Raw genomic sequence first — 25,243 nt, forward strand, 5'->3', positions numbered from 1 at the left:
CTCCTAAACGAAAAGTCGTTTATTATTTTTCTTCATTTTCCTTACGGCGTCTACCAAGTAAGAATAATGAACCAAGTGCAGCGATTAAGCTACCGAACAATGGTGCATTTGTTGATTCGTTACCTGTTTCAGGTAATTCTTTCATTTCTTTGCCGTTATTGTTCATATCTTTAGACGATTTCATGTCAGCTTTCATTCCAGGCATTGCATCCATGTTATCCATGTCTTTCATGTTGTTATCCATGTCGCCCATGTCTTTACCATTTTGATCCATATCAGCCATACCGTTATCAGCCATACCACCAACAATAACTTCAGTTGGTTCTGATGTGTTACCAGCTTCGTCTGTTGCTGTAACGATAAGTTTGTCACCTGGCTTGATTTCTGTACCTTTTGGTACTTTCACTGTCCAGTTACCATCTTTATCTACTTTCGCTGTTCCTTCTTCTCCGTTAGGGAATTTAACAGTGATTGTTGATCCTGGTTCACCTTTACCTGTTACCTCTTTGTCGCCTGGGTTTACAGGGTTTACTTGTGGTTTTTCAGGTGCAACTGTATCTTTATCAGTTGGAACTTTTACTTTTGTAACGTCTGATGTGTTACCAGCTTCGTCTGTCGCTGTTACATCTAATTCGTCACCTGGTTTGATTTCTGTACCTTTTGGTACGTCTACTGTCCAGTTACCATTTTCATCTACTTTCGCTGTTCCTTCTTCTCCGTTAGGGAATTTAACAGTGATTGTTGATCCTGGTTCACCTTTACCTGTTACAGTTTTGTCTCCAGCTTTCACTGGGTCTACTGTTGGTGCTTCTGGTGCTACCATGTCTTTTTCAGTATCTGGTACTTTTACTTTTGTAACGTCTGATGTGTTACCAGCTTCATCTGTCGCTGTTACATCTAATTCGTCACCTGGTTTGATTTCTGTACCTTTTGGTACGTCTACTGTCCAGTTACCATCTTTATCTACTTTCGCTGTTCCTTCTTCTCCGTTAGGGAATTTAACAGTGATTGTTGATCCTGGTTCACCTTTACCTGTTACAGTTTTGTCTCCAGCTTTCACTGGGTCTACTGTTGGTGCTTCTGGTGCTACCATGTCTTTTTCAGTATCTGGTACTTTTACTTTTGTAACGTCTGATGTGTTACCAGCTTCATCTGTCGCTGTTACATCTAATTCGTCACCTGGTTTGATTTCTGTACCTTTTGGTACGTCTACTGTCCAGTTACCATTTTCATCTACTGTTGCTGTTCCTTCTTCTCCGTTAGGGAATTTAACAGTGATTGTTGATCCTGGTTCACCTTTACCTGTTACAGTTGTATCTCCAGCTTTCACTGGGTCTACTATTGGTGCTTCTGGTGCTACCATGTCTTTTTCAGTATCTGGTACTTTTACTTTTGTAACGTCTGATGTGTTACCAGCTTCATCTGTCGCTGTTACATCTAATTCGTCACCTGGTTTGATTTCTGTACCTTTTGGTACGTCTACTGTCCAGTTACCATTTTCATCTACTGTTGCTGTTCCTTCTTCTCCGTTAGGGAATTTAACAGTGATTGTTGATCCTGGTTCACCTTTACCTGTTACAGTTGTATCTCCAGCTTTCACTGGGTCTACTGTTGGTGCTTCTGGTGCTACTGTATCTTTTACGCTAACTGGTACATCTACTGTTTCTTTTGATCCATCTGGATATGTTACTTCTACTTTACCTGTGTAGTCTCCAGGTTTGTCTGTATCAATCGTACCTTCTGGTAACTTAGTTACATCTACGTTGTCTGTTAAGTCAACTTCTCCACCTTTTTCCACTTCTTCAGGTGTTACTGTTGGATCATTTTTATCAGCGTCAGTTAACTCATCTTTAACTGTTACTGGTACATCTACTGTTTCTTTTGATCCATCTGGATATGTTACTTCTACTTTACCTGTGTAATCTCCAGTTTCGTCTGTATTAACATCACCTTCTGGTGTAACATCTTCAACTTTTGTACCTTCTGGTAACTCAGTTAAATCTACGTTGTCTGTTAAATCAACTTTTCCACCTTTTTCTACTACTTCAGGTGTTACTGTTGGATCATTTTTATCAGCGTCAGTTAACTCATCTTTAACCGTTACTGGTACATCTACTGTTTCTTTTGATCCATCTAGATATGTTACTTCTACTTTACCTGTGTAATCTCCAGTTTTGTCTGTATCAATCGTACCTTCTGGTGTTACGTCTTTAACTGTTGTACCTTCTGGCAACTTAGTTACATCTACGTTGTCTGTTAAATCAACTTTTCCACCTTTTTCTACTACTTCAGGTGTTACTGCTGGATCATTTTCATCTGCTTGTGATGGTTTAACTGTTACTGGTACATCTACTGTTTCTTTTGATCCATCTGGATATGTTACTTCCACTTTACCTGTGTAGTCTCCAGGTTGGTCTGTATTAATCGTACCTTCTGGTGTTACGTCTTTAACTGTTGTACCTTCTGGCAACTTAGTTACATCTACGTTGTCTTTTAAGTCAACTTCTCCACCTTTGACTACTTCTTCAGGCGTTACTGTTGGGTCATTTTTATCAGCATCTGTTAATTTTTCTTTAACTGTTACTGGTACATCTACTGTTTCTTTTGATCCATCTGGATATGTTACTTCTACTTTACCTGTGTAGTCTCCAGGTTGATCTGTATTAATCGTACCTTCTGGTGTAACATCTTCAACTTTTGTACCTTCTGGTAACTTAGTTAAATCTACGTTGTCTTTTAAGTCAACTTCTCCACCTTTTTCCACTACTTCAGGTGTTACTGCTGGATCATTTTCGTCTGCTTGTGATGGTTTAACCGTTACTGGTACATCTACTGTTTCTTTTGATCCATCTGGATATGTTACTTCTACTTTACCTGTGTAGTCTCCAGGTTTGTCTGTATTAATCGTACCTTCTGGTGTTACGTCTTTAACTGTTGTACCTTCTGGTAACTTAGTTAAATCTACGTTGTCTTTTAAGTCAACTTCTCCACCTTTTGCTACTTCTTCAGGTGTTACTGTTGGATCGTTTTCATCTGCTTGTGATGGTTTAACCGTTACTGGTACATCTACTGTTTCTTTTGATCCATCTGGATATGTTACTTCTACTTTACCTGTGTAGTCTCCAGGTTGGTCTGTATTAATCGTACCTTCTGGTGTTACGTCTTTAACTGTTGTACCTTCTGGTAACTTAGTTAAATCTACGTTGTCTTTTAAGTCAACTTCTCCACCTTTTGCTACTTCTTCAGATGTTACTGCTGGATCATATTTGTCAGCTTGTGATGTAACAGTGAATTTCGCTTTAACTGTTTCAGTTGTACCGTCTTCATAAGTTACAACAACTGGTACTGTAATTGTTTTACCAATTTGATCTGCTGATGGTTTGAATGTAATTTCACCTGTTTTTGGATCTACTGTTACGCCTTCAGGAACATCAGTTGCTTCAGGATCAAGAATGAATGGTGCTTCTGATGATAATGGAACATCACTTGTTGCAACTTCTTCACCATTTTTGTTAGTGAATTTTGGCGTTACTTTTGCTTCTTCTCCTGCTGTAGCGTCTGTATCTTCATAAGCTGGTTCGTTGATAATATCGTCATCAACAACTGCTGTAAATGAGTCTACTGCTAACGCATCATATAAGTTAGTTGTAGATTCGTTTGGTTGGAAGATTGCTGATGTGTATGTTGCGTTCTTATCTAAGTCTGCTGGTACTGTAATAGGTACTGAACCGATTGTACCGTCAACATTAGATGTTTTCGTCACTGGATTACCAATTGGCTCACCATCTTTAAACCATTGAATTTGGTATTCACGTGATGGTAATAAACCACCTGATGTTGATTCAACTGTGTCACCAGGAATTGCAAAGTTTTTATCAGAATCATAATCTATAACATCGTGCATTGGTTGTGGTGCTAATGCCGCGAAGTTTTGTTTGCTTCCGTTTGAACCTGCTAGCATTTGTGCATCGTGAATATCACGTCCTGCATCTGCAGTTGTGAACATGTTGTTTTGGTAGTTGTTACTCCAAATTGCATAGTCATCAATAAGTGCAGTGACATACATATAGTCAGAGTTAATATGACTGTGTACTTTAGCGAGAGGTCCGCCAATCCATTGATTTAATGCACTATGACTAACATCTTCATCCGCAAGAACTTTGCCATATTGTTCATCAGTCGTTTTACCACCTTGTCGATCAGCACTAATACCATATAAACCTTTGAATGGAATATAGTATGAACCGTCTGATTCAACCGTACCAACAACTGTTTCAGCAATGTGAGAACCTTGACCGTTTTCTGCTTGGTAAGCATTCACGATTTCTTGTTGTGCTGCTTTGAAATCTTCAACAGTGTATCCTTTGTGTTCTGCTTTCCATGCATCGAATTGACGTGCGATATCATCATTGACGTATGAAGCAACCACTTTAACGCCTGTTGCATTTACATCATATGAATCTTTTTTCCATGCACGTGCATCTGAACCACTTGGGTCGCCTGTTTCATACCATACGTTACCTGAAACTTTACCGTAAATTCCTTCATTTGGCCACACGCCGTCTGAAGTAGGCGCTGTTGTCCACTGATCTTCTGATTTCATTAACCAGTCGTTTTGATGTGGAATTTCTTGAATAAGTACTTGACCGTTAACGATACGGTTGATGCCTGCTGTAAAGTCCCAAGATTCATTCGTACGGCTTGTACGTGTGTGGAAACCATATTTTTGGTCACCATGTTTAATGACATTGTATTTTGATGGGTCTGGATTTTCTACCCAAGTTCTTACTGCGAACTTAGAATCGCCCGCTAATTGGAATTGATGCTCTTGACCAGCTGGGTCTGTTAATTTTTGAGATAAATCAAATACGTAAGAACCGTCTGGATTTGTTGTAGTGTAATAAACAGGTGATACAAAACCTTTACCGTTTACCCATTGTAAATAAACTTTTGCGTTTGCTAATGGTTCTTTGTCATTAAAGTTACTGATGTTACCATCTCTGTAAACCCATGCTTTACCAGAGTAGCTTTGTTTTTGACCTTCTGTACCAGGTGCATAGATTGCGCCTGATTGTGCGTCTTTTTGTAATTGACTCTCATGCGCACGTGGTGCTGTTGCAACTGTGTCTCCTGCTGCACGTGTAGCCGTTGCAGAACGGAACATTGTTGCTGCTACTGGTTCTTCAGTGACAACATCTTCATTTGTTAATGCTGATTCTTCACGCACTGCTGCCAATGTACCATCAACATTGTATTTATTTTGCTCATTCGCTAAATAATCAACAATTGCTTGTTGCAATGCTTCAGGTGTTACTTCAGTTAAACTTGCATTTAAGTTACTTGCAATTTTGTTCGCTTCTTCTGTAGAGATGTTCTTTTCAGCTGCTAAATAATCTGAAGCTGTTGTTTCATCTTGTACAGTTTTGATGTCTGTTGCAGGTACTTCGGCAGGTGTGTTAGAAGTAGTTTCTGGTGTCGTTGCAGGTGCTGTTTCCGTAGCTGTTGTAGCTGGAGCTTTTTCTGCTGGTGCTACTGCTTCTGTTGCTGCAGCTGGCGTTTCTACTGTATCAGCCGCTTTTACTACGTTAGCTGGTTTAACAGGTGTTGTACTTGCTGCATCTTCTGTTGTCGCTTCTTCTGATGTTGCTTCTTCAACAGGTGCTGTCTCTTCAGTAGTTGCTTCTTCTTCAGCAGTCGCTTCTTCTACTGGTGTCTCAGCTTCTGTCGCCGCTTCTTCTGTTGTTGTTTCTTCGGCAGGTGCTGTTTCTTCAGTAGTTGCTTCTTCTACTGCTGGTGTCTCAGCTTCTGTTGCTGTTGCTTCATCTAAAGATGCTTCTTCATCTGTTGTAGATGCCGCTTCTGTTGTTGTTCCATCTAATTCTTCAGCTTGTGCATCATTATATGCGCCGAATACAAGTGTCGCCCCTACTAAGATTGAGGCTGTGCCAACTGTGAATTTACGAATCGAGTATTTGTTTTGCTTGTTAGGCAAAAAGTCGAAACGCGTTGAACCTTTTGTTTTTTTGTTAGCCATTTCATTACTCCCTTAACAATATATAATTTTTCCGCTCAATATATCCTATATTTTAAGTTACATTGAGCACTACAATTAAAATTCTAACATACAATTTTTAAACTAATTATGCTTTATATCATTATTTTCTTTTTGAAATTGGAATTATTGATATTTTTTGTGATTTCTTTAACAAAAAGTTGCGTCACAAGTGCGTTTCAGCGTTTCACTTTAACAGACTAAAACATCGATACATTTGTTCATATGCACAAGTCAAAATGACAAAATATAATTAATATTTATATTAAGTTTGTTGTGTGTTATAAATTGGGTATATAAAATGTATGGTCGTATGGCATCAGACATTCATAGATAGCGCAGGCATCTAGCAAATCCAACATCACAATACATCATGTGCGAAAGACAATCATAGCGATAACTAATTTCTAGAGGGAGCTAGCTTGTAATGGTAAACCAACATTGGGCACAAAAAGTAGTAAAAAAAGTAGCAACAATTATTAAAAGGAATGTGCAAGTCACAAATCAAAGCGGGCAAATTATTGCAACATCTAATTCTAAAAGACTAGGTGAAATTCATAGTGCAGCGCTGCACTCTATCCAGCGTCATCTGCCAATTGAGATTGAAGAACAAGATCTCAACTTTTGGAAGGTGAAAGCACCCGGCATTATTTTGCCTTTTGAATATAATGAAGAAACTTACGGTGCGCTCATTATCTCCGGTCCACCTGAAGAAGTTAGAGAGTTCTCTCATATTCTTAAAATTACTGCAGAGTTTATTATTGAACAAGAATTCGAGCGTTCTGACCGCTTTAAGAATGAAATGTCTCGAACGCAAACACTTTCTAATCTTCTATTTAATCGTGATCATTCTGTACATAGTTATAACCGTAAACAAATTGTAGAAGCGCTCGGTTTGAACAGTCGATTGGCTGTTGCGACCATCTCTATTCATAGTACGAGCAAATCAAAAATCAGTGCATTAAAAAGTGTTTTGAGCAATTGGCAGCTACATGATGACGATCTACTCGAACTGACACCGCAGGAGCTCATCTTCATCTTCAAAGCCAATGCACATCGTGGTAATACACAGGAAGAACTGAAACACTTCATACAAAAGGCGATGGATGATGAATTATTCGAACGCACGGTCATTACTTTAGGTGACTTTAACACTGGAATTGACGGCTTAATTCAATCATATAATGAAGCAAAAACACTAAAACACTTAATAGAGTCATTGAATAAAGTAGAAGGTCTTTATACTTATAAAGATTATGAATTAGACCTTATCTGTCAAAATATTAAGCGCCACACACCTAATCTGGAAGCGTCACTCATTGCAAATTATCACAAACTCGTCTCTTTTGGTGGAGACAAGTATTTGAACGATACGGTTGAAGCCTATTTTAAAAATCACGGAAAACTTGTCAAAACAGCGAATGACCTATTTATACACCGTAATACTTTGAATTATCGTATTAAGAAAATTCACGAGATCACAGGTTGGGACCCGAACACAATTGATGGTATTGTCCTACTTCGCATTGCACAATATCTCTACAAAAGACGTTAAACACATATAACCCGAGACTACTATAAATGGTCTCGGGTTTTTCTTTTTTTATTACACTTTTCTCTTCCACTCCACTTTTTAAGTTGCACAACATATTATTTCTATTCCAAAATAGTATTATGCTGTCTTTAATACAAATCAAATTCTACCTATACTGCGATTAACGAAGTAAAAACAACCAATGATAGACAAGATAAAATAATTGATACAAATCCTATAAATCCTTGCATTTTTCTCATTAAACTCAATTTTTTCACGCGATTGATGGGATTTTTCAAATTTTTATAGACAAATTTGAAAAAATATTATATAAATTGTAGTTAATTGCATAAGATTATGCTAATATAGTTTTGCGCAATTTTATTGACTAACAAATAATTATATTTCAAATGTAAGGAGGTTATGGCGATGTTTCCAAAAGTCTATCACTTAACAGAACCGATGATAGAACCTGTGAGATGCTTCGATGGGTTAGTACTTGTTTGGCCAGTTGATAAACATACCACCATTAAGATAGAGGGCCGAACACTTAACAATCAACCACTCTATTTAATTAACGAATCCGATTTATACGAAATCCATTCACATTCGGCCGTCTTATTTTACTTATCCAGCAATTTGTTCAACACATATGACACAAATATCTTCAAGCAGGATTTCATTATTCAGCAGTATGATATTATCAAGTCTGACTTATCTCTGTTATTCAAACTACACCTGACAAATCAACAACAAACAGAACAGGCACACAACGTTATACAACATCTTGTTAAAGAACTCACAAGGCTCAAATATGTGCGTAAACCATCATCCGATGATATGTTCCAACAAATCATTCATTATATTCGCACATACATACATGAACGTATAACACTAGAAAAACTGTCGAAGCATTTTCACGTATCTATTTCTTATATTTCAACACTCTGCAAACAGAACCTTAATATTAACTTTTATGACTATACGTCTTCTTTAAGAATTGCTAAGACGTTGGAGAACGTGTCGATTCATGATGACAAGATTAAAACAATTGCAGATCAATGGCTGTATCCGAGTGCGACGAACTATATTATTCATTTCAAAAAATATCTTGGGATGACTCCTAAGAAGTACAAATCTTTACCCGTTGCTAACAAAGCATTACATATTCCGAATTTGGTATCTGACCCAAGTCAACTTGCTCTATTAACACCAGCGTTGATTGAAGCAGAACAAAAGACAACTGTGTTCCTAAGTGATCGTGCTATCAAAGAAACACCCTTTTCCTTTTTTAACTTAGTGGATATCGGCCCCTTTGCTAACATTGACACCATCATCAGCGAACCGAACTTCTTTTATAAAAATTTTTCAACGTGCAAACTTGCGTCATACATCTATATCAACGAACCTATTGAAAATGTCATCACTGAAAACACACATGAAACGATTGTAAAACTTAGAAAGTTGTTTCAAGTCAAAATACCGATTGCTATGCGGTTGACAGATATTAAAAGCTATCATTTCATCTTGCAAGCACTAGAGGATTTATATTATTTAGAGAGTGAATATTTACCCATGCCTTCCATTCACGACGAAAAAATACTTTTGTTACTTGATTTAAACAACATCAACATACACGATATTCATCATATACAAAGACATGTGTACGGCATACATATTGAAGTAGCACTAGATATGACAGACTATTATTTAAGTTCTCAGTCCATTGGAGAAGAGATTCGCGCAATTAATCCGGATTTTTACATCATAGATTTTCAAAAAATTAAAAATCATTATCCATCATCACCTAAGAGTCATCACTCGAAGAAAATACAGTATTCGCTTTGCCGTTTTTTAAAGGAAAACATCGATGCGAACAAAACAATCTTTTTAAATTACGATACATTTTACAAACCGGAAATCATGCGCCATACAAGTTTATTTTTAGAAGAAATTTTGAAATGTAGAGGCTATATCGCAGGCGCATCCATTTCATTCACACAAAAAAAGGTATCAAATCCAACTGTCTCTCTTTTTGATAGTATCGAAAATAAGACAACCTTTTATTTTCTCGGTATGATGCTTCTTAACTTTTCAAAATATCCATGTCACTATGGTAAAAACTTCGTCATCACACGGACTTTGCATAATTATCATATCCTTCTATACAATACGAACACATCTGTACAAAACTTTCATATTACATTACAAGATGTGAGTATGCCTACGACGATGCTTGTTTCTAGCGAAGTATTAAACCATCAACATGGCACTGCTGAAAGTATGATTGCACCTGGGATTAAAGATAAAAGAAGGTTTCCAAGTTCGTTGAAGTTCAAACTCAATCAATACAACACGCCACTTTTCAACGTGGATGAACATGATTTTGAAGAAGGGGCTTATACGGTGCAGCTACCACCACAATCTGTCGCAATGATTACACTATATCATTAATCATCGTATAAGTTTGGTGTGATTATTTTATAGCGGGCTAAAAATAATAAGCGTTGCGCAACCTAAACGTTTGAGCACTTTATTATCAATATTTAATAAAGATTCAATGATTTGTGCGTTTTTTCTCATTTTAGTCATCTGCACAAAAGAATTGTAAAATGTTATATATTACTGTGTTGATGACCCACAGTATCTTTCCTATGATGAATTTCCTTTTTTCGTTATAATACGATTATTAGGAGCGATCATATGAAAAAGTTAAACGAATTCTTTTATGCGTTATTTGAACGACTTGGACAACGCATGATGCGGACAATATTTGTTATCTTTGGGTTACTTCTCATTTTGTTCTTGGCTTTGGGAACAGTCATTCCCGAACTGAATCGTACGGTCTATAAGGGAGAAATCATTGAGAAATATACCGAGAATCATGCGATGACGACTGGCACATCCCATTACATTGTTGTTCAACACGGACAAACAAAAACAACCATTGAAAATACCGATATTTTGTTACATGCAAAATTTAACAGTAAAGATATTCATCAATCATTGCGAGAAGGCCAACAAGTAAAAGTATATACTGTCGGATTTGATTATCCACGTTTTGGTATATACCCAAACTTGTATCGAATTGATATACAACCCTAACAATTCAATGACTGATATGAAACAGCCATCATCTAGCTTTCATATCAGTCATTATTTTTATTCTGATTCAAACTTTTCAATCCATCGACAGACTGCTGGTGCAATTCTGACTGGGTCAGACATTTCTACCCAATCAATGTTTGTAATCTCTGCATCTATCTGAATCTTGGACCAATCGATAGGTTTGTTAGAACGAAAGCCGTTCAGCTCTGTTAGTTGTCCCTCTTGTGGATATGCAGGTCCTACAACCGTTCCGACATACTCGAGTTGGTTTTCAGTTAATTCTAGTTGTAACTCTTCTTTCAATTCTCGAACAAGCGCGGCTTTATGCGACTCGCCTTGTTCTATTTTGCCACCTGGAAAGTACCATTTTTCTCTATTTCGTACTTGAACTAATCGTAAGTAGTTTTCTTTTCTTTCTACTAAGCATACACAATGAATCATAATATCCCATCCCGTTCATAATGATATTCCTTTTTACTAAGATAACATATCATTTTATATGACGTTTTTCATATTTTGTTGATCATTTAAAAAAACTTCGCTAATGCGTTGGGCTGCCATGCGTCCGCCAGTAATACTGCGAGCAAATGGGCCTAATTCAAGATCTGCTAACATACCTGTTACATAGAGGTTCGGTACCCATTCAAGTGTTGATGTGATTACAGGGAAACCTGAAACTACATCGGCATCTTCACGATTTAAGATGGATTGAATCAATGGCTGCTCCATTAAGTCAAATTTGAAGCCTGTTGCCAAGTAAATACCATCGTATGGAATCACTTGATCTTCGGTATGAATCATATGATCAGCTACTTTGACAATAGGTGTTTGATGAATTATCAGCTTTCCTTCTTCTTGTGCATGTCTTAACTTCAAATGCATTTCTTTTGGCATAGACCCTTTATGTCTCTCTTGGCGATTAATTTCAGCACGTTTTGCCAAATCCTTTTCACATTGAAAACAACGCATATATTTAGGACCTAACCACCCTGGTTCTGCATCAAAATCAAAAACTTCTAATGGCTTTTTCAACCATAAATGTATCGGTTCAGAACGTTCTTCGGATAACAACTTAATTACTAAGTGGGCTGCAGATATTCCATTTCCTACTACATGAGAAGATGTAATAGATGCATCAAAATCTTTTTGATGAATATGCTGCACGTCTGGTTGTTCAACATAGAGATCAGGAATATTCGGTGTGTGGTGTGTGCCCATCGCTAATACGACATAATGCCCTTGAACTTGCTCTCCATTATTCAAAGTGACTTCCCAATACTGATCCTTCTGCTGTATATTTACTGACTCTTGATGAATATGTGCTTTATCTAACGCATAGTGATGAATCCATTTTTCAGTATGGTCTAAAAACATATCTAAGCGTGGGCGTTGAAATTGACCAATCATAGCTTGCGTATACTGTTGTTGTTTTGCAAACTTTTTAAGGTCAAACGCTTCAGGATAGCAATGATGTACAAGCGGAGATCTTAGATAAGGCATGCTTAATCGTGATGTTTGCATCTTAAAATTCCCCATCAGTTCATCATGTGAATCTATAATTGCCAGTTGTTCGCCAGGAAGTCCTGAATATCGTAGTTGTAATGCAAGTGTTGTCGCATGGACACCACCGCCTATAATAATCCATTCATACATAAATGATACGCCTCCACGTAAATCGAAATGATTACGTTTTATAATAATAAAGATGACTAAAGAATACAAGTAAGAACATGAGAGAAATTTTCCACTAAAAAAAGCCACTTACCGACTCATCAGTAAATGACTTCTTATCGAATCCTTTATTGCGTGTGATTAAACGATCGGTGCACCACCTGTAATCCCATATACTTGACCTGTAATGAAACTACCACCTTCAGATGCAAGTAATACATATACATCCGCTAACTCAACAGGTTGTCCTGCGCGTTGTAACGGTTGATTTTTACCAAAGTTAGGAATTTTTTCTTGTGGTTGTCCGCCGGAAATTTGTAGTGGCGTCCAGACAGGTCCTGGTGCAACAGCATTCACACGAATTCCTTTAGGCCCTAACTGTGCAGCCAATCCCTTCGCCAATGATACGTTACAAGATTTTGTCATCGCATAGTCCAATAATTGTGGACTTGGTTTTACTGCTTGAATAGACGACGTTAAGATAATGCTAGCACCTGCTTCAAGGTAATTTAATGCTTCTTGAATAGAATAGACAGTTGAAAATACATTCACTTCAAATGTATCTGTTAGCTGCTTCGGATCTAACTTTTGAATATCGAACTCGAACTGTTGCATACCAGCATTGAGTACTAAAATATCAAGACCACCCAATTGTTCATAGGCATCTTTAACCATTTGTCGCGCATAGTCTGCATCACGCAAGTCTCCTGGTAACAATACTGCTTTTTGTCCTGCTGCTTCAATGAATGCTTTCACATCTTCTGCGTCTACTTGTTCGTCAGGGTGGTATGCAATTGCAACATCTGCCCCTTCTCTTGCATAAGCAATAGCTGCAGCACGGCCAATACCTGAATCACCACCCGTCACAAGTGCCTTCTTACCCACTAATTTTTCAGCACCACGGTAAGATGTTTCACCGCAGTCTGGCACTGGTGTCATTTCACGTTGAATACCTGGATAAGGTTGGGGTTGTTTTTCGTACGTATCATGGAAATATTGTGTTAATGGATTTTGGCTAGACATATTTAAAACCTCTCTTCCTATAATGTTCTCCTTAAAAGTAGCAAAAAAACTCAGAAAAGCAAAACAAGTTGCCCTTCTGAGTTCATTGGTTATTCTGTATACTTTTTACCTAAACGATCGACAATCGCTGAGATTGCGCCGTCACCTGTTACGTTCGTTGCTGTACCAAAGCTATCTTGCGCCATGTACAATGCAATCATCAGGCCAATCGCTGCTTCGTTAAAGCCTAAGATTGAACCTAAGATACCACTTGCTGCCATTACAGATCCACCCGGAACGCCCGGTGCTGCGATCATGATAACGCCAAGCATAAAGATGAATCCAATCATTGTCGGCACACTTACTAATGATAAGCTTGGTAAAACAATCATCGCCGCAACTGAACAACTCACTAATGTAATTGTAGAACCTGATAAGTGAATCGTTGCAAGTAATGGCACACTAAAGTCTGCAACAGCTGGTGTTACATTGTTCTTTTTCGCTTGTTTCAATGTAACTGGAATTGTAGCTGCACTACTCATTGTACCTAATGCTGTGAAGTAAGATGGTAACATTGTTTTAAGCAACGTAAGCGGACTTTTCTTGCTTAAAATACCTGCAATCACATAGAGAACTGTCAACCATACCCAGTGCATAACAATCGCAATGATCAATACAATGCCAAATACTTTTAGGATACTGACAACTGTCCCTTGTGCTGTCATTTCAGCAAAGATTGTTGCGATATAGAATGGTAAGAATGGAATAATAATTTTTTCAATTAATACTTCTACAATGCGCTGACCTTCATCGATTAACTTAATCATCGTGAATGCTTCAACTTTGTGCGCAATAATACCGAATGCAAATGCTGTAATCAATGCTGTTAATACACCCATTAATGGATCAAATTCAAAAGAGAAGAATGGCATAATCTCAGGTGCTTCCCCAGGCACTTTACCACTTGATGCAATCACTGGCATCAAATTATAAGAAACAGTTAACGCCATTAAACCTGCTAAAATCGTTGATGTATATGCGACACCTACTGTCATACCAACAAGTCTTCCTGAACCTTTGCCGAGTGATGTAATACCAGAAGCAATAAAGAAAAAGATAATCAACGGAATCATGTAGTTGATGATTTGTCCGAAGACGCCCTTCACTGTTACAAGTACTTTATTGAGAATTTCAACATCTAACATCCCAAGTAAAATACCCGCAATAATCCCTAATAATAACTTTCCAATTAGTTTCATCGGTCTGTCCCCCTCCATAATACTATAATCGAATCAAAACTCTCCCCTAATACGAGCGCTTTCATTATATATTGCATTAATTAGTTTGAAAAATCAATATATTTTTTAAAATAATTTTATGATACTTTATTTTACATCTCGAATTAAGGTGACTTTTATTACATATCACTTTTTTTGAACGAAAATACTATTATACAGAAGTAAACGATAACTTTTAAGTCCTTCTTTAGTTTAAACTTGTCGAATGGATGTCTTCAGACTTCTATTAACTTGAAAAAATCTGTGCACCTTGACCTAACAGTCAACATGCACGGACTTTTCTTTATGCTTTATTCAATGTTGTTCTCAATAAGACACGTGTTAAAAACATCAATACTAATAGCAAGACAATTGTCGTTCCAAGCACAACACTGTATGGAATGACGCTGTCTGGTCCTTGAATACCAATCAATGGCGCAACCGAACTCCCTAAGACGAACTGGAATAGCCCCAGTAAACTTGATGCGCTACCACTTCCACCTGTTCTTGCTTGCATTGCGAGTGAATATGCCAACGGTCCAATTGCAGTAACTGGCGCCACACAAAGCATAAACCCGATGATTAGGACGACAAGTGGCAAGTGTAATAACAATACGACCATCACAAGTGTCGCACCGATGACTTGCAAAATAATGAAGCCTGCTAATACATTCAATTGATTGTAAAAACGTAATAGAATATTTGCCAATTGGCTCGAAATAATCAGACCAATTCCCGTCAATACCATCAACATACTAAAGTTTTGCGGCGATAAGCCGTAAACATTCTGTGTTATGAACGGTGCGCCCGCTCCATAACTAAATATCATAATATAAGTAACACCTTGTAAAAACATTGGTACGAGAAAGTGTGGTGTTTTCAGCAAACGACCAAAGTCTTTAAAGATTGCTCCAAAGTTATCATGTGCTTCATGCGTTGTATTCAATGTCTTCATTTTTGGATGTGTCAATACTACTAAAAACATCACTGCACCGATCACTGCAAGTGCAACGAATATCGCTCTCCATTCAGCCACTGTTAGAATCAACGCACTCACTAATGGCGCTAAGATTGAAATGATACCATTCACGACCATTAAAGCAGTGAAAAAACGGCTCAGAATTTCTCCATGATACAATTCAGCTACTGTTGCACGAGCAATTACAATCGCTCCACCTCCTGCTAACCCTTGTACCAAACGTGCCATAATGAATAAGCTGACACTACTACTTATTGCACTTGCTAATGATGCAACAACAACAAGGGATAAGATCGTCAATACTAAAGTTTTACGCGGCACACGATCCGCAATGACGCCGAATATAAATTGACCGAACGCAATACCAATCATCGCGATTGATAATGTTAATTGTACTTGTGAAGTAGAAGTACCCAAGTCTTTTTGAACAAGCGGTAAAGCAGGACTGTACATATCTGATAACATCGGTCCAAATGCTGTCATTGCCCCTAATAAAATAATGAATGATAAATGTGATAGATCAAGCTTTGTCTTTGTCATATAAAGTTCCCCATATCTCTCTTAATATAATGTTACTTTTTATCTACGACTGCACGTAAATATGCCGCATCTCCACCTTGAATCTTCAGCGGTAATCCTATAAAACGATATTGCCCTTCCATCACATCATCTAAACGTAAGTTCTCAATATGATACATTTGATGTTGTGCAAGCTGATGATGATTATCTAATGTTTCAGAGTCAAGTGCATCTACTGAAGGGACGTCTACACCGACGACTTGAATCCCACATGTCGCAAGATAATCAATCGCATCCTTAGTCAACACCGTAATTTCATTTGGAAAGACCGTTGGCTGCGACACCGTTCGTGTTTTCAACAATAATATCGTACCTTCTATGTGTGAACGTTCCAAATCTTCACGTGTGATATGTGTTTGGTCAGTAAACACCAATATCGTTGCATCTCCAATAAGACGTTGAATGTCTATTTCATCAGCAGTCCATCCGTCATCTGAGACGTGCTTGGCTGCATCGATATGCGTACCAATATGATTACTGCCAGAGATATGCGCAATGTTCGCACTCCCATTTTCTTTTTTAGTTGTAAAATATTCTAACTTAAAAGCAGGGTCCCCCGGCCACGGTGCAATATCTTCATGTAGTGTATGTGTAATATCTATCCACATCGTCATCCCCCCTTGTCCCAAATATCTTATTTAATAAGCGTAAACGTCAACAGACAGATTGACAATACAAATTTTTAAAAATTTAATATAAAAAAGATGCACTACACAGGTTGAGCCATCATTTGTCTCTGCTCTAAGAAACCACTCGTGCATCAATGAAGTCTCCGTGCGATCAATCTCTTGCACATCTCTATCGTTCAACTCATTGTCATTTGCGGTATCTAACCTGTTGTAAGTGCATCGCTGTTCTCTATACGCTGAATTGTATTTATATATGTAGCCATTCGTTAATATTCGATTCAATACTTTTTAACGCACCGTCATGCGTTTTATCGAGTACACGTAAAAAGTCTAAATGTCCAACTTCTGGATATATGACACTTTTCACACTTGCACCGAGCGACTCAAACTTTTCGAGTGTTTCTTTAGAGTCTTTGTTCGGAAAGATTACATCATCTTCTCCTAATAAAAACAACACATTTGGCATATCAACAATCTTATCAATGTCCGCAAGATAATCTGATCCGAGCGTATATAACAAATCTGTCACCATTGCATCAACTGGTGCAAAGTAATCTGTAAAGTTTGTGTTGTTTTCATGCTTCTTAGAGATACCTTGATCTAATACTAACTCTGGAATACTCTTGATCATGCCATCTTGATTGTCCGACTTCATGTCTTTAACGAGTTCCATTAGTAGCTTAGAAATGCGCAATTCTTTAATATCAATTTTGGCAGCACTATTAAGATAGACCAACTGTTTAATCGGTAACGTGTTATAACCTGCAAGCTTCGTCGCAATCAGTCCACCCATTGAGTAGCCAATAATCGCTAACTCTTGAAGTTTTGTCTCATTGACAATTGATACCAATGCTTCATTAATACGTGTGGCATAATCCACTAAGCTGTGGGATGCACGTGCTAGCTCACTACTCTCACCACGCCCAGGGCAATTGATAAAAATCAATCTTACATGATGAATATATTTGGCAAATACCGTCATTATTTTATAATTCATCACCGCACCGTGTATCAATACGACTGCCTTATCTGATGTCATATCTCCCATTGTCACAATCTCTAACTGTGCATCGTCATGGTCTTTTAATGTCATAACTGTCTGTTCATAATTGTTTAGTGACATATTCTATCCTCTTACTATTCTAAATATGATTGTTTTCAATAATTATAACACTCATATATTATAGTAGATACACGTCATTTTGAGAATGGTGCGTGAGACGTAATTGTTAATATTGTTTGACACCCCAAAGCTTTTCTTCACATTTTTGAATGATATATTTCAACACTTGAATACGTGCTGTTTTTTTATGATCAGCTGGTACAACAAGCCAAGGTGCATGTGCCGTGTTCGTCTTGTTGATCATGTCATGGCTTGCTTCCAAATACACATCCCACTTCTCACGATTACGCCAATCTTCATCTGTAATCTTCCATTGCTTCGTTGGATCTTTTTGACGATCTTCAAAGCGTTTTAACTGTTCATCTTTATCAAGTGACAAAAAGAACTTCAACACAATAGCGCCATCATGCGTCCACATCTTCTCAAACTGATTAATCTCATCGTACGCACGTGACCATTCATCCTTCGTCGCAAAACCTTCTACACGTTCAACAAGGACACGACCATACCAACTGCGATCAAAAATACTAATATGTCCACTCTTTGGCATCACTTTCGCAAAACGCCATAAATAATGATGATTCAACTCGACATCCGTTGGAGCACTTGTTGTATTCACTTCATATCCTGTTGGATCAAGCAGTTCACGTACACGCTTAATATTGCCCCCTTTGCCTGCCGCATCCATGCCTTCGTAGACAAGTACGAGCGGAATTTTGCGTTCATAAAGCGCAAATTGCAACTCTCTCAAACGTAACTGTAATGATTCTATGATGGACTCGTAAGTCCGTTTTTTTACTTTTGTGTCTATGGGTCCAAACAGATCTGTATGGAAGTTTTCTGTGAATGCGCCATCTACGGTGCGTTCACGTTTTTCATGATGTGCGATGGCAGTTTCTAAGCGTGTAATGAAATGTTTGTACATCTTTTCAATAGCCACTTCACGTTCGGTATAGTCGATTACTTTCCAATCCGAACTTAACAATGATGCAAACTTTTCTTGATATACATCCGTTGGTACAACATTTTCATATTCTTGTGCTTTCCAACTTGTCAGAGGGTTTTCTTTCATCTGCGCAATATGTTCTTGACGCTTTTCTTCATCTATATTGATGTAGTACTTGATGACTTCATGATGATCGTCTACAAGCATTTGCTCAAATGACTGTATATCATCATATAAGTGGTCATAGTCTTTCAATACCTTCTGTTTAATGCCATGCACTTTATAGTCAATATATTGCGCATACCAACTTCGGAAATAGATATTGATATCCCCTTTAGACGGCAACGTATGCCAAAACTTCTGTAAAAATTGATAGCGTAAATCTTCATCGGATGGTGTCTTGGTCGCAATAAAATGTGTATACTTGGCATCTAATGTTAGTAATAGTTCGTTGGCAAGTCTTGTTTTCCCTGATGCGGGTACACCTTCAAAAACAATCATTACCGGAATACCTAATACATGTGTTTTTCGTGTTAACTCAGCTGCTTTCAATTGTAATCTTTCAATCTTTTCGCTCATAATTTCACCCCTATTCTTCTATTATACTGAATTAAAAATCAGCTTAGCAACGACGAATCAAATCCTAACTCCTGTAATTATTTACTTCTTCCATATCAAAATATTCTCCAGTAAAAGGAAGATTTGTCATGTTATGATTGGGTTATTTTCATTAACTTTTGGCAAATGCCCAATGAATTTCGAACTTTTTTGATGACTTTTTACATTACAATTCCACTTCTTCTTGTAATATTTGTAATATAACAGATATTTCAGATATCAATCGAAAAACACCTTCATATCAGTCAATTAAACAATCTCTCAAATAATTTTTAATTCTAAAAATACATGTCGTGCATATTACAAAGGCAGACAATGACATCATACTGTAATTTTTTGTTACTTGCCCGTCATTTACAAAATGGTTCTCGCTTGGTAGAGTGTGGTTGTTGAATTTTTTACAAGTGATTTTTTGAAAATGAAAATAAGCAACTATTATTGGAGGACTTATTTATTATGAAAAAAACATTATTAGCTTCATCATTAGCTTTAGCAATCGGAGCAACAGGCGTTGCTACACATACAACAGACGCAAATGCAGCTGAAGAACAAATCAACAAAGCTGAATTAGCGCAATTAGCATTAAATAACGATGCATCATTAAATGAAAGTGCGATTCACGCTGGTGCATATGACTACAAATTCTCATTAGACGGCGTAAACTACCACTTCTGGTCAGATGGTGTTTACTTCGGTTATGAATACAATGAAAACGGTAGTGTAGAAGCAGCATCTTCAATGGCACAACCAACTGAAATTGCTGATGTGAACAATGTTGCAATGACTCAATCTGAATCAAACAATGCATCATACGTTCAAACACAACAACAATCATATTCAAACCAACCAGCGGCTCAAGCAGCACCATCATACAACTACAACACTGCACAAACTTCAAGCGTAAGATTATCAAACGGTAACACTGCTGGTTCTGTTGGATCACGTGCAGCTCAAGAAATGGCTTCACGTACAGGTGTTGCGGCATCAACTTGGGAAGCAATCATTGCGCGTGAATCTAACGGTCAATTGAATGCATACAACCCATCAGGTGCTTCTGGTTTATTCCAAACAATGCCAGGTTGGGGTGCTACAAACACTTATGATCAACAAATCGCTGCTGCAACAAAAGCTTACAATGCACAAGGTTTAAGTGCTTGGGGCTTCTAATCTAAAGAACCATTAACAACTTAAAAGAGTCTCGTGATAGAGGCTCTTTTTTTATGGGTTTTATCCCAGTATGAATCAAGCAATCTCATGTGGTTGAGACACAAGCAAGATTTTATGATGTCTCAACCTTATCTTATTTATTGTAACCCGCCACTTTGACACGACGACATAGAAACATCAAGCAGACAAACATTCCGTATAGAGAATAAGTCAGTATATTAGCATTTATTTCAATTATGTTACATTCAGACGTAAAAATGTTTACAACTGTTCAATTCGGAAATGTTATGTGCTATGATGCTTTCAGACAATATGAAAAAAAGAAACGACAAGAGGAGACTTTTTAATCATGAAAAAATTAACTACTGCTACAATCGCTACTTTAGGCTTAGTTACATTTGGTGCTGCTACTGCAGATGACGCATCAGCAGCTGAACAACTTAACGTAAACTCTCAATATACAACTACATACTCTGAAGCTACTGGTGACTACGTAACTGTTGACGTCAATGGTAACAAACACCACACTTTAGATGGTAACTGGGATCCATCAATGTTCAACAACGAATCATACAAATTCTGGGTTGTTGATGAAAACGGTACTTACAACTACTACTACTATTCAAATGATAACGCTGATTACAGCTATGCAACTCAAAATACAGCTGTTGCAACACCTGTTGTAAACAACGCTGACTACAACGTACAATCAGCTGACTATGTAGAAGCTGTTCCTTACACAACAACTACAGCTAACTACACACAACAACCTGCAGCTGCACCAGCAAACAACAACACTGATTACAACTACACAACAACTACAACAAATACTACAACAACTACAACTACAAGTGCTCCTGCAGCAACTGGTTTAACATACGGTAAAGGTGGACAAGGTAACCTTTACACTTCAGGTCAATGTACTTACTATGCATACGAGCGTTCAGGTGGCCGTGTAGGTTCACTTTGGGGCAATGCAAATAACTGGGCTAGCGCTGCGCGTTCAGCTGGTTACACAGTAAATAACACACCTGCAGCTGGTGCAATCATGCAAACAACAGCTGGTGGTTATGGTCACGTTGCTTACGTTGAAAACGTAGGTGCTAATGGTTCAGTTACAGTTTCAGAAATGAACTATACTGGTGTTGGTCAAGTAAGTTCACGTACTTTATCAGCTAGCCAAGCTGCTTCATATAACTACATTCACTAATTTCATAACATAAACGATTCAAGAGAGTGATTAACGTCACTCTCTTTTTTTGGTTTCTTCTTTCTTATCAAGCGGTTCATTTGTCTTTGCGCTACAATACCGCTACAATAAAACGCATATTACATTGCTTTCTCAGAATAAATAAAGGAATTCTCTATGAAACGAATCATCATCGTATTTTGTTATATATGTAGCTTTTCTATACTTATTTTCTTAACGTATAAATACCAAGAGCAGCTCTTCAAACCTGTGACAGAGTGGTACGAAGAGACAGGACGCCATATGCTGAAGCCTGATCGACAAACCCAACCATTTGGGCATTATAAAAACGGTCTCTCATTCAACGGTGACAACCGCCATTATGGTGTGGATTATCACCTACCCAAGAATACACCAGTCCTAGCCGCTTCAGATGGCACGATTACACGAACAATGAATGACCGTTATGGCGGTAAAATGATTGAACTGCAAGAAGCCGGTCACACATACTATCAATGGTATGGCCATCTCAATACTTTTTCAGTTGAAGAAGGAGATACTGTACGCCAAGGAGATGTCATTGGCATGTCTGGCAATACAGGAGAATTCACCACAGGCCCGCATCTGCACTTTCAACGCATGAAAAGCGGAATCGGTAATGCGTATGCCATCGATCCAGAACCTTATGTCGAATCACTTCCAGATAAACAGTATAGTCTCTTTCATATTAAATAGTGACATATCAAAGCCCTTATCAACTTTAAACTGATAAGGGCTTTGATTTATGGACACCATTTTAATACTGGTTATCTTCTTGAATTTCCATATGTACACGTTGCATTTTATCTTCCACACTTGCAATCTCATCAGCGCATTCTTTCAGCAAATGACGATAACTATCTGTGTTTTTATCTGTTTTATAATGTAGTTTATGTTCTAAACTTGCCCACATATCCATACCAATTGTTCGCAATTGAATTTCCACAGGCGTTTCTACAACACCATCTGTTAAAAACAACGGAACTGTGACAACAAGATGTAAGCTCTTATAGCCATTTTCTTTAGGCGTCTCTACATAATCTTTGCGTTTTAAAAGTTTAATATCTGACTGTTGTAGTAATAGCTTCTCTACTGTATAAATATCATCCAAGTAATTACAAATCACACGGATACCTGCAATATCATGAATCGTTTCTTTCGCTGTGTCTGCCGTGAGTTCAAGTCCTTTACGCTTTAGTTTTTGGATGAGACTGGGTAGCTTTTTCACACGACGTTCCATATGATGGATTGGATTGTGTGCGGTTTTTAATTGAAAGTCTTCATCGAGAATACGTAGCTTGGTACTGATTTCTTCCAAAGCAGCACCGTATATATGTTCTAACTCCACAAATTGCAAGACTTGTTCAAAGCTATCTGTCATCTCAAGACTTTGATGAGAATAAGCCGCAATTTCTTTTTTCAAATTTTCAATGTTAAGTGGGACTGTTTTTTCAACAAACATGACATTCACTCCAATCTTTCTTCTGTTCTATTCTAGATTACTATGTAACGTTCTAAGATGAAAGCGTGTTGATCACACCAAATAAAAAGCCACTAACGTCTCTTACGTTAATGACTCTTATTGTTTGTATTAGTGATAACTGCGGATCTTGTCGACTGGCAAGCGTGATGTGCGCTTCCCTTCTTCGACACCCTTACCTATTGCTACAATTACAACAGGTACGTAACGTTCCGGATCTAATCCGAATGTTTCAGCGATATGTGCATGATCAAAGCCACCGATTGGATTTGTATCATAACCGTATTGACGTGCTACAAGCATCAATTGCATCGCTGCTAAACTACTATCCACTTTGACAATATCATTCATCTGCGCCGGTGTGAGTTGCTTATACATTTCTACAAAGCGACCTACAAGATCATCTTTAATCTCTTGTGGCATATAACCTTGTGCTACTGCCGCACCATAAATATCTTCGGCATATTCATAATTTAACATATCACCAAAAATAACAATCATCGCTGCAGATGTATCGTTTTGGCGAGTATTAAATTGAACGAGCGGGCGCAACTTATCTTTTCCTTCTTCTGACTCTACAACGACAAAACGCCAAGGTTGCATATTGATTGAAGACGGTGCTTTCGTTGCTTTTCGGATGATTTCATCCATTTCTTCATGTGGAATTTTCACTTCTGGATCGAATACTTTTACAGAACGTCGACCCATTAATATATCTTCAAAATCATTTTTCACTGTCATGATGCTGTCTCCTTTTGTTTATCACAATCTAAGTATGCCCATATTATATTTTATGCAGTACATACATTCAAATATAAAGCTTATATAATAACTCGACATTACATTAAAAAAACGTATCAAGATGTGATGATGCATCTCAATACGTTACGATACATTTTATTGTTGAAACTTCTCCCAGTACTTTCCGAACAAAAACGATACGATAACATGTATCGGAGCTTGCGTATATTTGTAAATTCCCCACGGTAGACGTGGCACGAAATCATGCAGTCCAATCAAGCATTGTGCTGCGTCTTGTGGACAGCGTCGTATCTCAAACCTTGGTTGACGCTCACTCGCCCCTACCATTAAACCACCAGTAATGTTCATCACAACACGATTCACTCGATCACTCTGTTGTGCATGTTGCATTCGAATGAGTGGAAGATTAAATGGCGCCAATAAAATTGTGAAGTTTTCACCATCATACACCCCATTGATCAGCCGACCGTTTAAAGTTCTCAAAAAACGCCCATAGAACGATAGTGCGCCTTCCATTGTAATGCCTTCAGGTATCGTGAGACTTTGTACGGAACGAACTGTATGGATGTCCCTAGACACTTGTGATAGCACATTGCGACCTTGCTGCAAATAGTTTTTATGTCGTAACGCATATGTGACAGGTATCTCATATGCTGCAAATATCTCTTTTAAGCACTTCACAGGCTTTGACTGCATGACAAGGACGTGCTGAACATGAGATTGACTGATTGCTTGTGCAAGATTGTCATATACCAATTGCTGTCTGTCTTGTTTTCTCACTTGTGTCAAGGCCGTATAAGAACGGATTGGCTCGCCGATGATGGCTACAAACGATACATCTACTAACGCTTGTTGTAAGTCAGCTGTATTGAATAAATCAATGACTTTGGTTTTACCTTTTGTTGTTTGTGTAACACCGGGTGCCACTTGGACATACACATCATGCCCTTCAGAAAGCAATGCATTGACATAACGATCTGTAAACGCACGACCGTCTGTTAAAACGAGTACTTTTACCATTTCTCTCACACTCTCATTTAATCAATTAATTGTCTTCATTATAACAAAATTTGTAGACACACTCTTCC

18 protein-coding genes are annotated in these 25,243 nt (G+C 37.8%); 6 read left to right on the plus strand and 12 right to left on the minus strand.

The window, feature by feature from the left end; genetic code table 11:
• Window positions 1-22: 22 nt before the first annotated feature.
• Complete coding sequence (locus MUA51_RS10810; protein ID WP_276580943.1) at window positions 23-6,034, minus strand: Rib/alpha-like domain-containing protein; 6,012 nt, start codon at window positions 6,032-6,034, stop codon at window positions 23-25.
• A gap of 445 nt (window positions 6,035-6,479) precedes the next feature.
• Between MUA51_RS10810 and MUA51_RS09830 the strand changes: the two genes are divergently transcribed.
• The 3 genes from MUA51_RS09830 to MUA51_RS09840 all read left to right on the plus strand — a co-directional run bounded on the left by MUA51_RS09830 (window position 6,480) and on the right by MUA51_RS09840 (window position 10,691).
• Entirely contained in the window at window positions 6,480-7,607 is a 1,128-nt protein-coding gene (locus MUA51_RS09830) for a CdaR family transcriptional regulator (RefSeq protein WP_262559655.1), read from the plus strand.
• A 408-nt stretch (window positions 7,608-8,015) separates the two neighbouring features.
• Window positions 8,016-10,040 (plus strand): helix-turn-helix transcriptional regulator, encoded by a 2,025-nt coding sequence (locus tag MUA51_RS09835; RefSeq protein WP_262559656.1) that lies wholly within the window; start codon window positions 8,016-8,018, stop codon window positions 10,038-10,040.
• A gap of 249 nt (window positions 10,041-10,289) precedes the next feature.
• Window positions 10,290-10,691: a hypothetical protein gene (locus tag MUA51_RS09840; RefSeq protein WP_262559658.1), complete on the plus strand. Its 402-nt coding sequence runs from the start codon at window positions 10,290-10,292 to the stop codon at window positions 10,689-10,691.
• A gap of 57 nt (window positions 10,692-10,748) precedes the next feature.
• Here the strand turns inward: MUA51_RS09840 and MUA51_RS09845 are convergent, their stop codons facing one another.
• The 8 genes from MUA51_RS09845 to MUA51_RS09880 all read right to left on the minus strand — a co-directional run bounded on the left by MUA51_RS09845 (window position 10,749) and on the right by MUA51_RS09880 (window position 19,479).
• Complete coding sequence (locus tag MUA51_RS09845) at window positions 10,749-11,135, minus strand: NUDIX domain-containing protein (protein ID WP_262559659.1); 387 nt, start codon at window positions 11,133-11,135, stop codon at window positions 10,749-10,751.
• 54 nt (window positions 11,136-11,189) lie between these two features.
• A complete protein-coding gene (locus MUA51_RS09850) occupies window positions 11,190-12,347 on the minus strand; it encodes a lysine N(6)-hydroxylase/L-ornithine N(5)-oxygenase family protein (protein WP_262559660.1) in 1,158 nt (385 codons plus the stop codon).
• Window positions 12,348-12,506: 159 nt separating this feature from the next.
• Window positions 12,507-13,388, minus strand: coding sequence for an SDR family oxidoreductase (locus MUA51_RS09855; protein ID WP_262559661.1), 882 nt, complete (start codon window positions 13,386-13,388; stop codon window positions 12,507-12,509).
• An 89-nt stretch (window positions 13,389-13,477) separates the two neighbouring features.
• Window positions 13,478-14,626, minus strand: a complete 1,149-nt coding sequence (locus tag MUA51_RS09860; protein WP_262559662.1) for a dicarboxylate/amino acid:cation symporter — start codon at window positions 14,624-14,626, stop codon at window positions 13,478-13,480.
• A 322-nt stretch (window positions 14,627-14,948) separates the two neighbouring features.
• The gene (locus tag MUA51_RS09865) at window positions 14,949-16,163 is read right to left on the minus strand and encodes a Bcr/CflA family efflux MFS transporter (protein WP_262559663.1); all 1,215 of its coding nucleotides are present in this window, start codon (window positions 16,161-16,163) and stop codon (window positions 14,949-14,951) included.
• Window positions 16,164-16,195: 32 nt separating this feature from the next.
• Entirely contained in the window at window positions 16,196-16,810 is a 615-nt protein-coding gene (locus tag MUA51_RS09870; protein ID WP_262559664.1) for a cyclase family protein, read from the minus strand.
• A 268-nt stretch (window positions 16,811-17,078) separates the two neighbouring features.
• Window positions 17,079-17,954 carry an alpha/beta fold hydrolase gene (locus MUA51_RS09875; RefSeq protein ID WP_262559666.1) on the minus strand — a complete coding sequence of 292 codons (876 nt, stop codon included), beginning with the start codon at window positions 17,952-17,954 and terminating at the stop codon, window positions 17,079-17,081.
• Window positions 17,955-18,060: 106 nt separating this feature from the next.
• The gene (locus MUA51_RS09880; RefSeq protein ID WP_262559667.1) at window positions 18,061-19,479 is read right to left on the minus strand and encodes a phosphate--AMP phosphotransferase; all 1,419 of its coding nucleotides are present in this window, start codon (window positions 19,477-19,479) and stop codon (window positions 18,061-18,063) included.
• A gap of 495 nt (window positions 19,480-19,974) precedes the next feature.
• On the opposite strand from MUA51_RS09880, the gene MUA51_RS09885 reads away from it, so the two are divergent.
• The 3 genes from MUA51_RS09885 (at window position 19,975) to MUA51_RS09895 (ending at window position 22,609) form a co-directional block, all read left to right on the plus strand.
• Window positions 19,975-20,685, plus strand: coding sequence for a transglycosylase SLT domain-containing protein (locus tag MUA51_RS09885; protein ID WP_262559668.1), 711 nt, complete (start codon window positions 19,975-19,977; stop codon window positions 20,683-20,685).
• 349 nt (window positions 20,686-21,034) lie between these two features.
• Window positions 21,035-21,895, plus strand: coding sequence for a CHAP domain-containing protein (locus MUA51_RS09890; RefSeq protein ID WP_262559669.1), 861 nt, complete (start codon window positions 21,035-21,037; stop codon window positions 21,893-21,895).
• Between the two features lie 156 nt (window positions 21,896-22,051).
• A complete protein-coding gene (locus MUA51_RS09895; protein WP_262559670.1) occupies window positions 22,052-22,609 on the plus strand; it encodes a M23 family metallopeptidase in 558 nt (185 codons plus the stop codon).
• Between the two features lie 61 nt (window positions 22,610-22,670).
• On the opposite strand, the gene MUA51_RS09900 is transcribed toward MUA51_RS09895, so the two are convergent.
• The 3 genes from MUA51_RS09900 to MUA51_RS09910 all read right to left on the minus strand — a co-directional run bounded on the left by MUA51_RS09900 (window position 22,671) and on the right by MUA51_RS09910 (window position 25,175).
• Window positions 22,671-23,375, minus strand: coding sequence for a GTP pyrophosphokinase (locus MUA51_RS09900; RefSeq protein WP_262559672.1), 705 nt, complete (start codon window positions 23,373-23,375; stop codon window positions 22,671-22,673).
• Between the two features lie 129 nt (window positions 23,376-23,504).
• Entirely contained in the window at window positions 23,505-24,134 is a 630-nt protein-coding gene (locus tag MUA51_RS09905) for a nitroreductase family protein (RefSeq protein ID WP_262559673.1), read from the minus strand.
• 156 nt (window positions 24,135-24,290) lie between these two features.
• Entirely contained in the window at window positions 24,291-25,175 is an 885-nt protein-coding gene (locus MUA51_RS09910) for a hypothetical protein (RefSeq protein ID WP_262559674.1), read from the minus strand.
• Window positions 25,176-25,243: the final 68 nt, after the last annotated feature.

Source organism: Staphylococcus sp. IVB6214 (assembly GCF_025558585.1).
Classification (GTDB): domain Bacteria; phylum Bacillota; class Bacilli; order Staphylococcales; family Staphylococcaceae; genus Staphylococcus.

Excerpts from the sequence above, each read along its gene's own strand:
- MUA51_RS10810 (WP_276580943.1), bottom strand. The coding sequence starts at position 6,034 with ATGGCTAACAAAAAAACAAAAGGTTCAACGCGTTTCGACTTTTTGCCT.
- MUA51_RS09830 (WP_262559655.1), top strand. The coding sequence starts at position 6,480 with ATGGTAAACCAACATTGGGCACAAAAAGTAGTAAAAAAAGTAGCAACA.
- MUA51_RS09835 (WP_262559656.1), top strand. The coding sequence starts at position 8,016 with ATGTTTCCAAAAGTCTATCACTTAACAGAACCGATGATAGAACCTGTG.
- MUA51_RS09840 (WP_262559658.1), top strand. The coding sequence starts at position 10,290 with ATGAAAAAGTTAAACGAATTCTTTTATGCGTTATTTGAACGACTTGGA.
- MUA51_RS09845 (WP_262559659.1), bottom strand. The coding sequence starts at position 11,135 with ATGATTCATTGTGTATGCTTAGTAGAAAGAAAAGAAAACTACTTACGA.
- MUA51_RS09850 (WP_262559660.1), bottom strand. The coding sequence starts at position 12,347 with ATGTATGAATGGATTATTATAGGCGGTGGTGTCCATGCGACAACACTT.
- MUA51_RS09855 (WP_262559661.1), bottom strand. The coding sequence starts at position 13,388 with ATGTCTAGCCAAAATCCATTAACACAATATTTCCATGATACGTACGAA.
- MUA51_RS09860 (WP_262559662.1), bottom strand. The coding sequence starts at position 14,626 with ATGAAACTAATTGGAAAGTTATTATTAGGGATTATTGCGGGTATTTTA.
- MUA51_RS09865 (WP_262559663.1), bottom strand. The coding sequence starts at position 16,163 with ATGACAAAGACAAAGCTTGATCTATCACATTTATCATTCATTATTTTA.
- MUA51_RS09870 (WP_262559664.1), bottom strand. The coding sequence starts at position 16,810 with ATGTGGATAGATATTACACATACACTACATGAAGATATTGCACCGTGG.
- MUA51_RS09875 (WP_262559666.1), bottom strand. The coding sequence starts at position 17,954 with ATGTCACTAAACAATTATGAACAGACAGTTATGACATTAAAAGACCAT.
- MUA51_RS09880 (WP_262559667.1), bottom strand. The coding sequence starts at position 19,479 with ATGAGCGAAAAGATTGAAAGATTACAATTGAAAGCAGCTGAGTTAACA.
- MUA51_RS09885 (WP_262559668.1), top strand. The coding sequence starts at position 19,975 with ATGAAAAAAACATTATTAGCTTCATCATTAGCTTTAGCAATCGGAGCA.
- MUA51_RS09890 (WP_262559669.1), top strand. The coding sequence starts at position 21,035 with ATGAAAAAATTAACTACTGCTACAATCGCTACTTTAGGCTTAGTTACA.
- MUA51_RS09895 (WP_262559670.1), top strand. The coding sequence starts at position 22,052 with ATGAAACGAATCATCATCGTATTTTGTTATATATGTAGCTTTTCTATA.
- MUA51_RS09900 (WP_262559672.1), bottom strand. The coding sequence starts at position 23,375 with ATGTTTGTTGAAAAAACAGTCCCACTTAACATTGAAAATTTGAAAAAA.
- MUA51_RS09905 (WP_262559673.1), bottom strand. The coding sequence starts at position 24,134 with ATGACAGTGAAAAATGATTTTGAAGATATATTAATGGGTCGACGTTCT.
- MUA51_RS09910 (WP_262559674.1), bottom strand. The coding sequence starts at position 25,175 with ATGGTAAAAGTACTCGTTTTAACAGACGGTCGTGCGTTTACAGATCGT.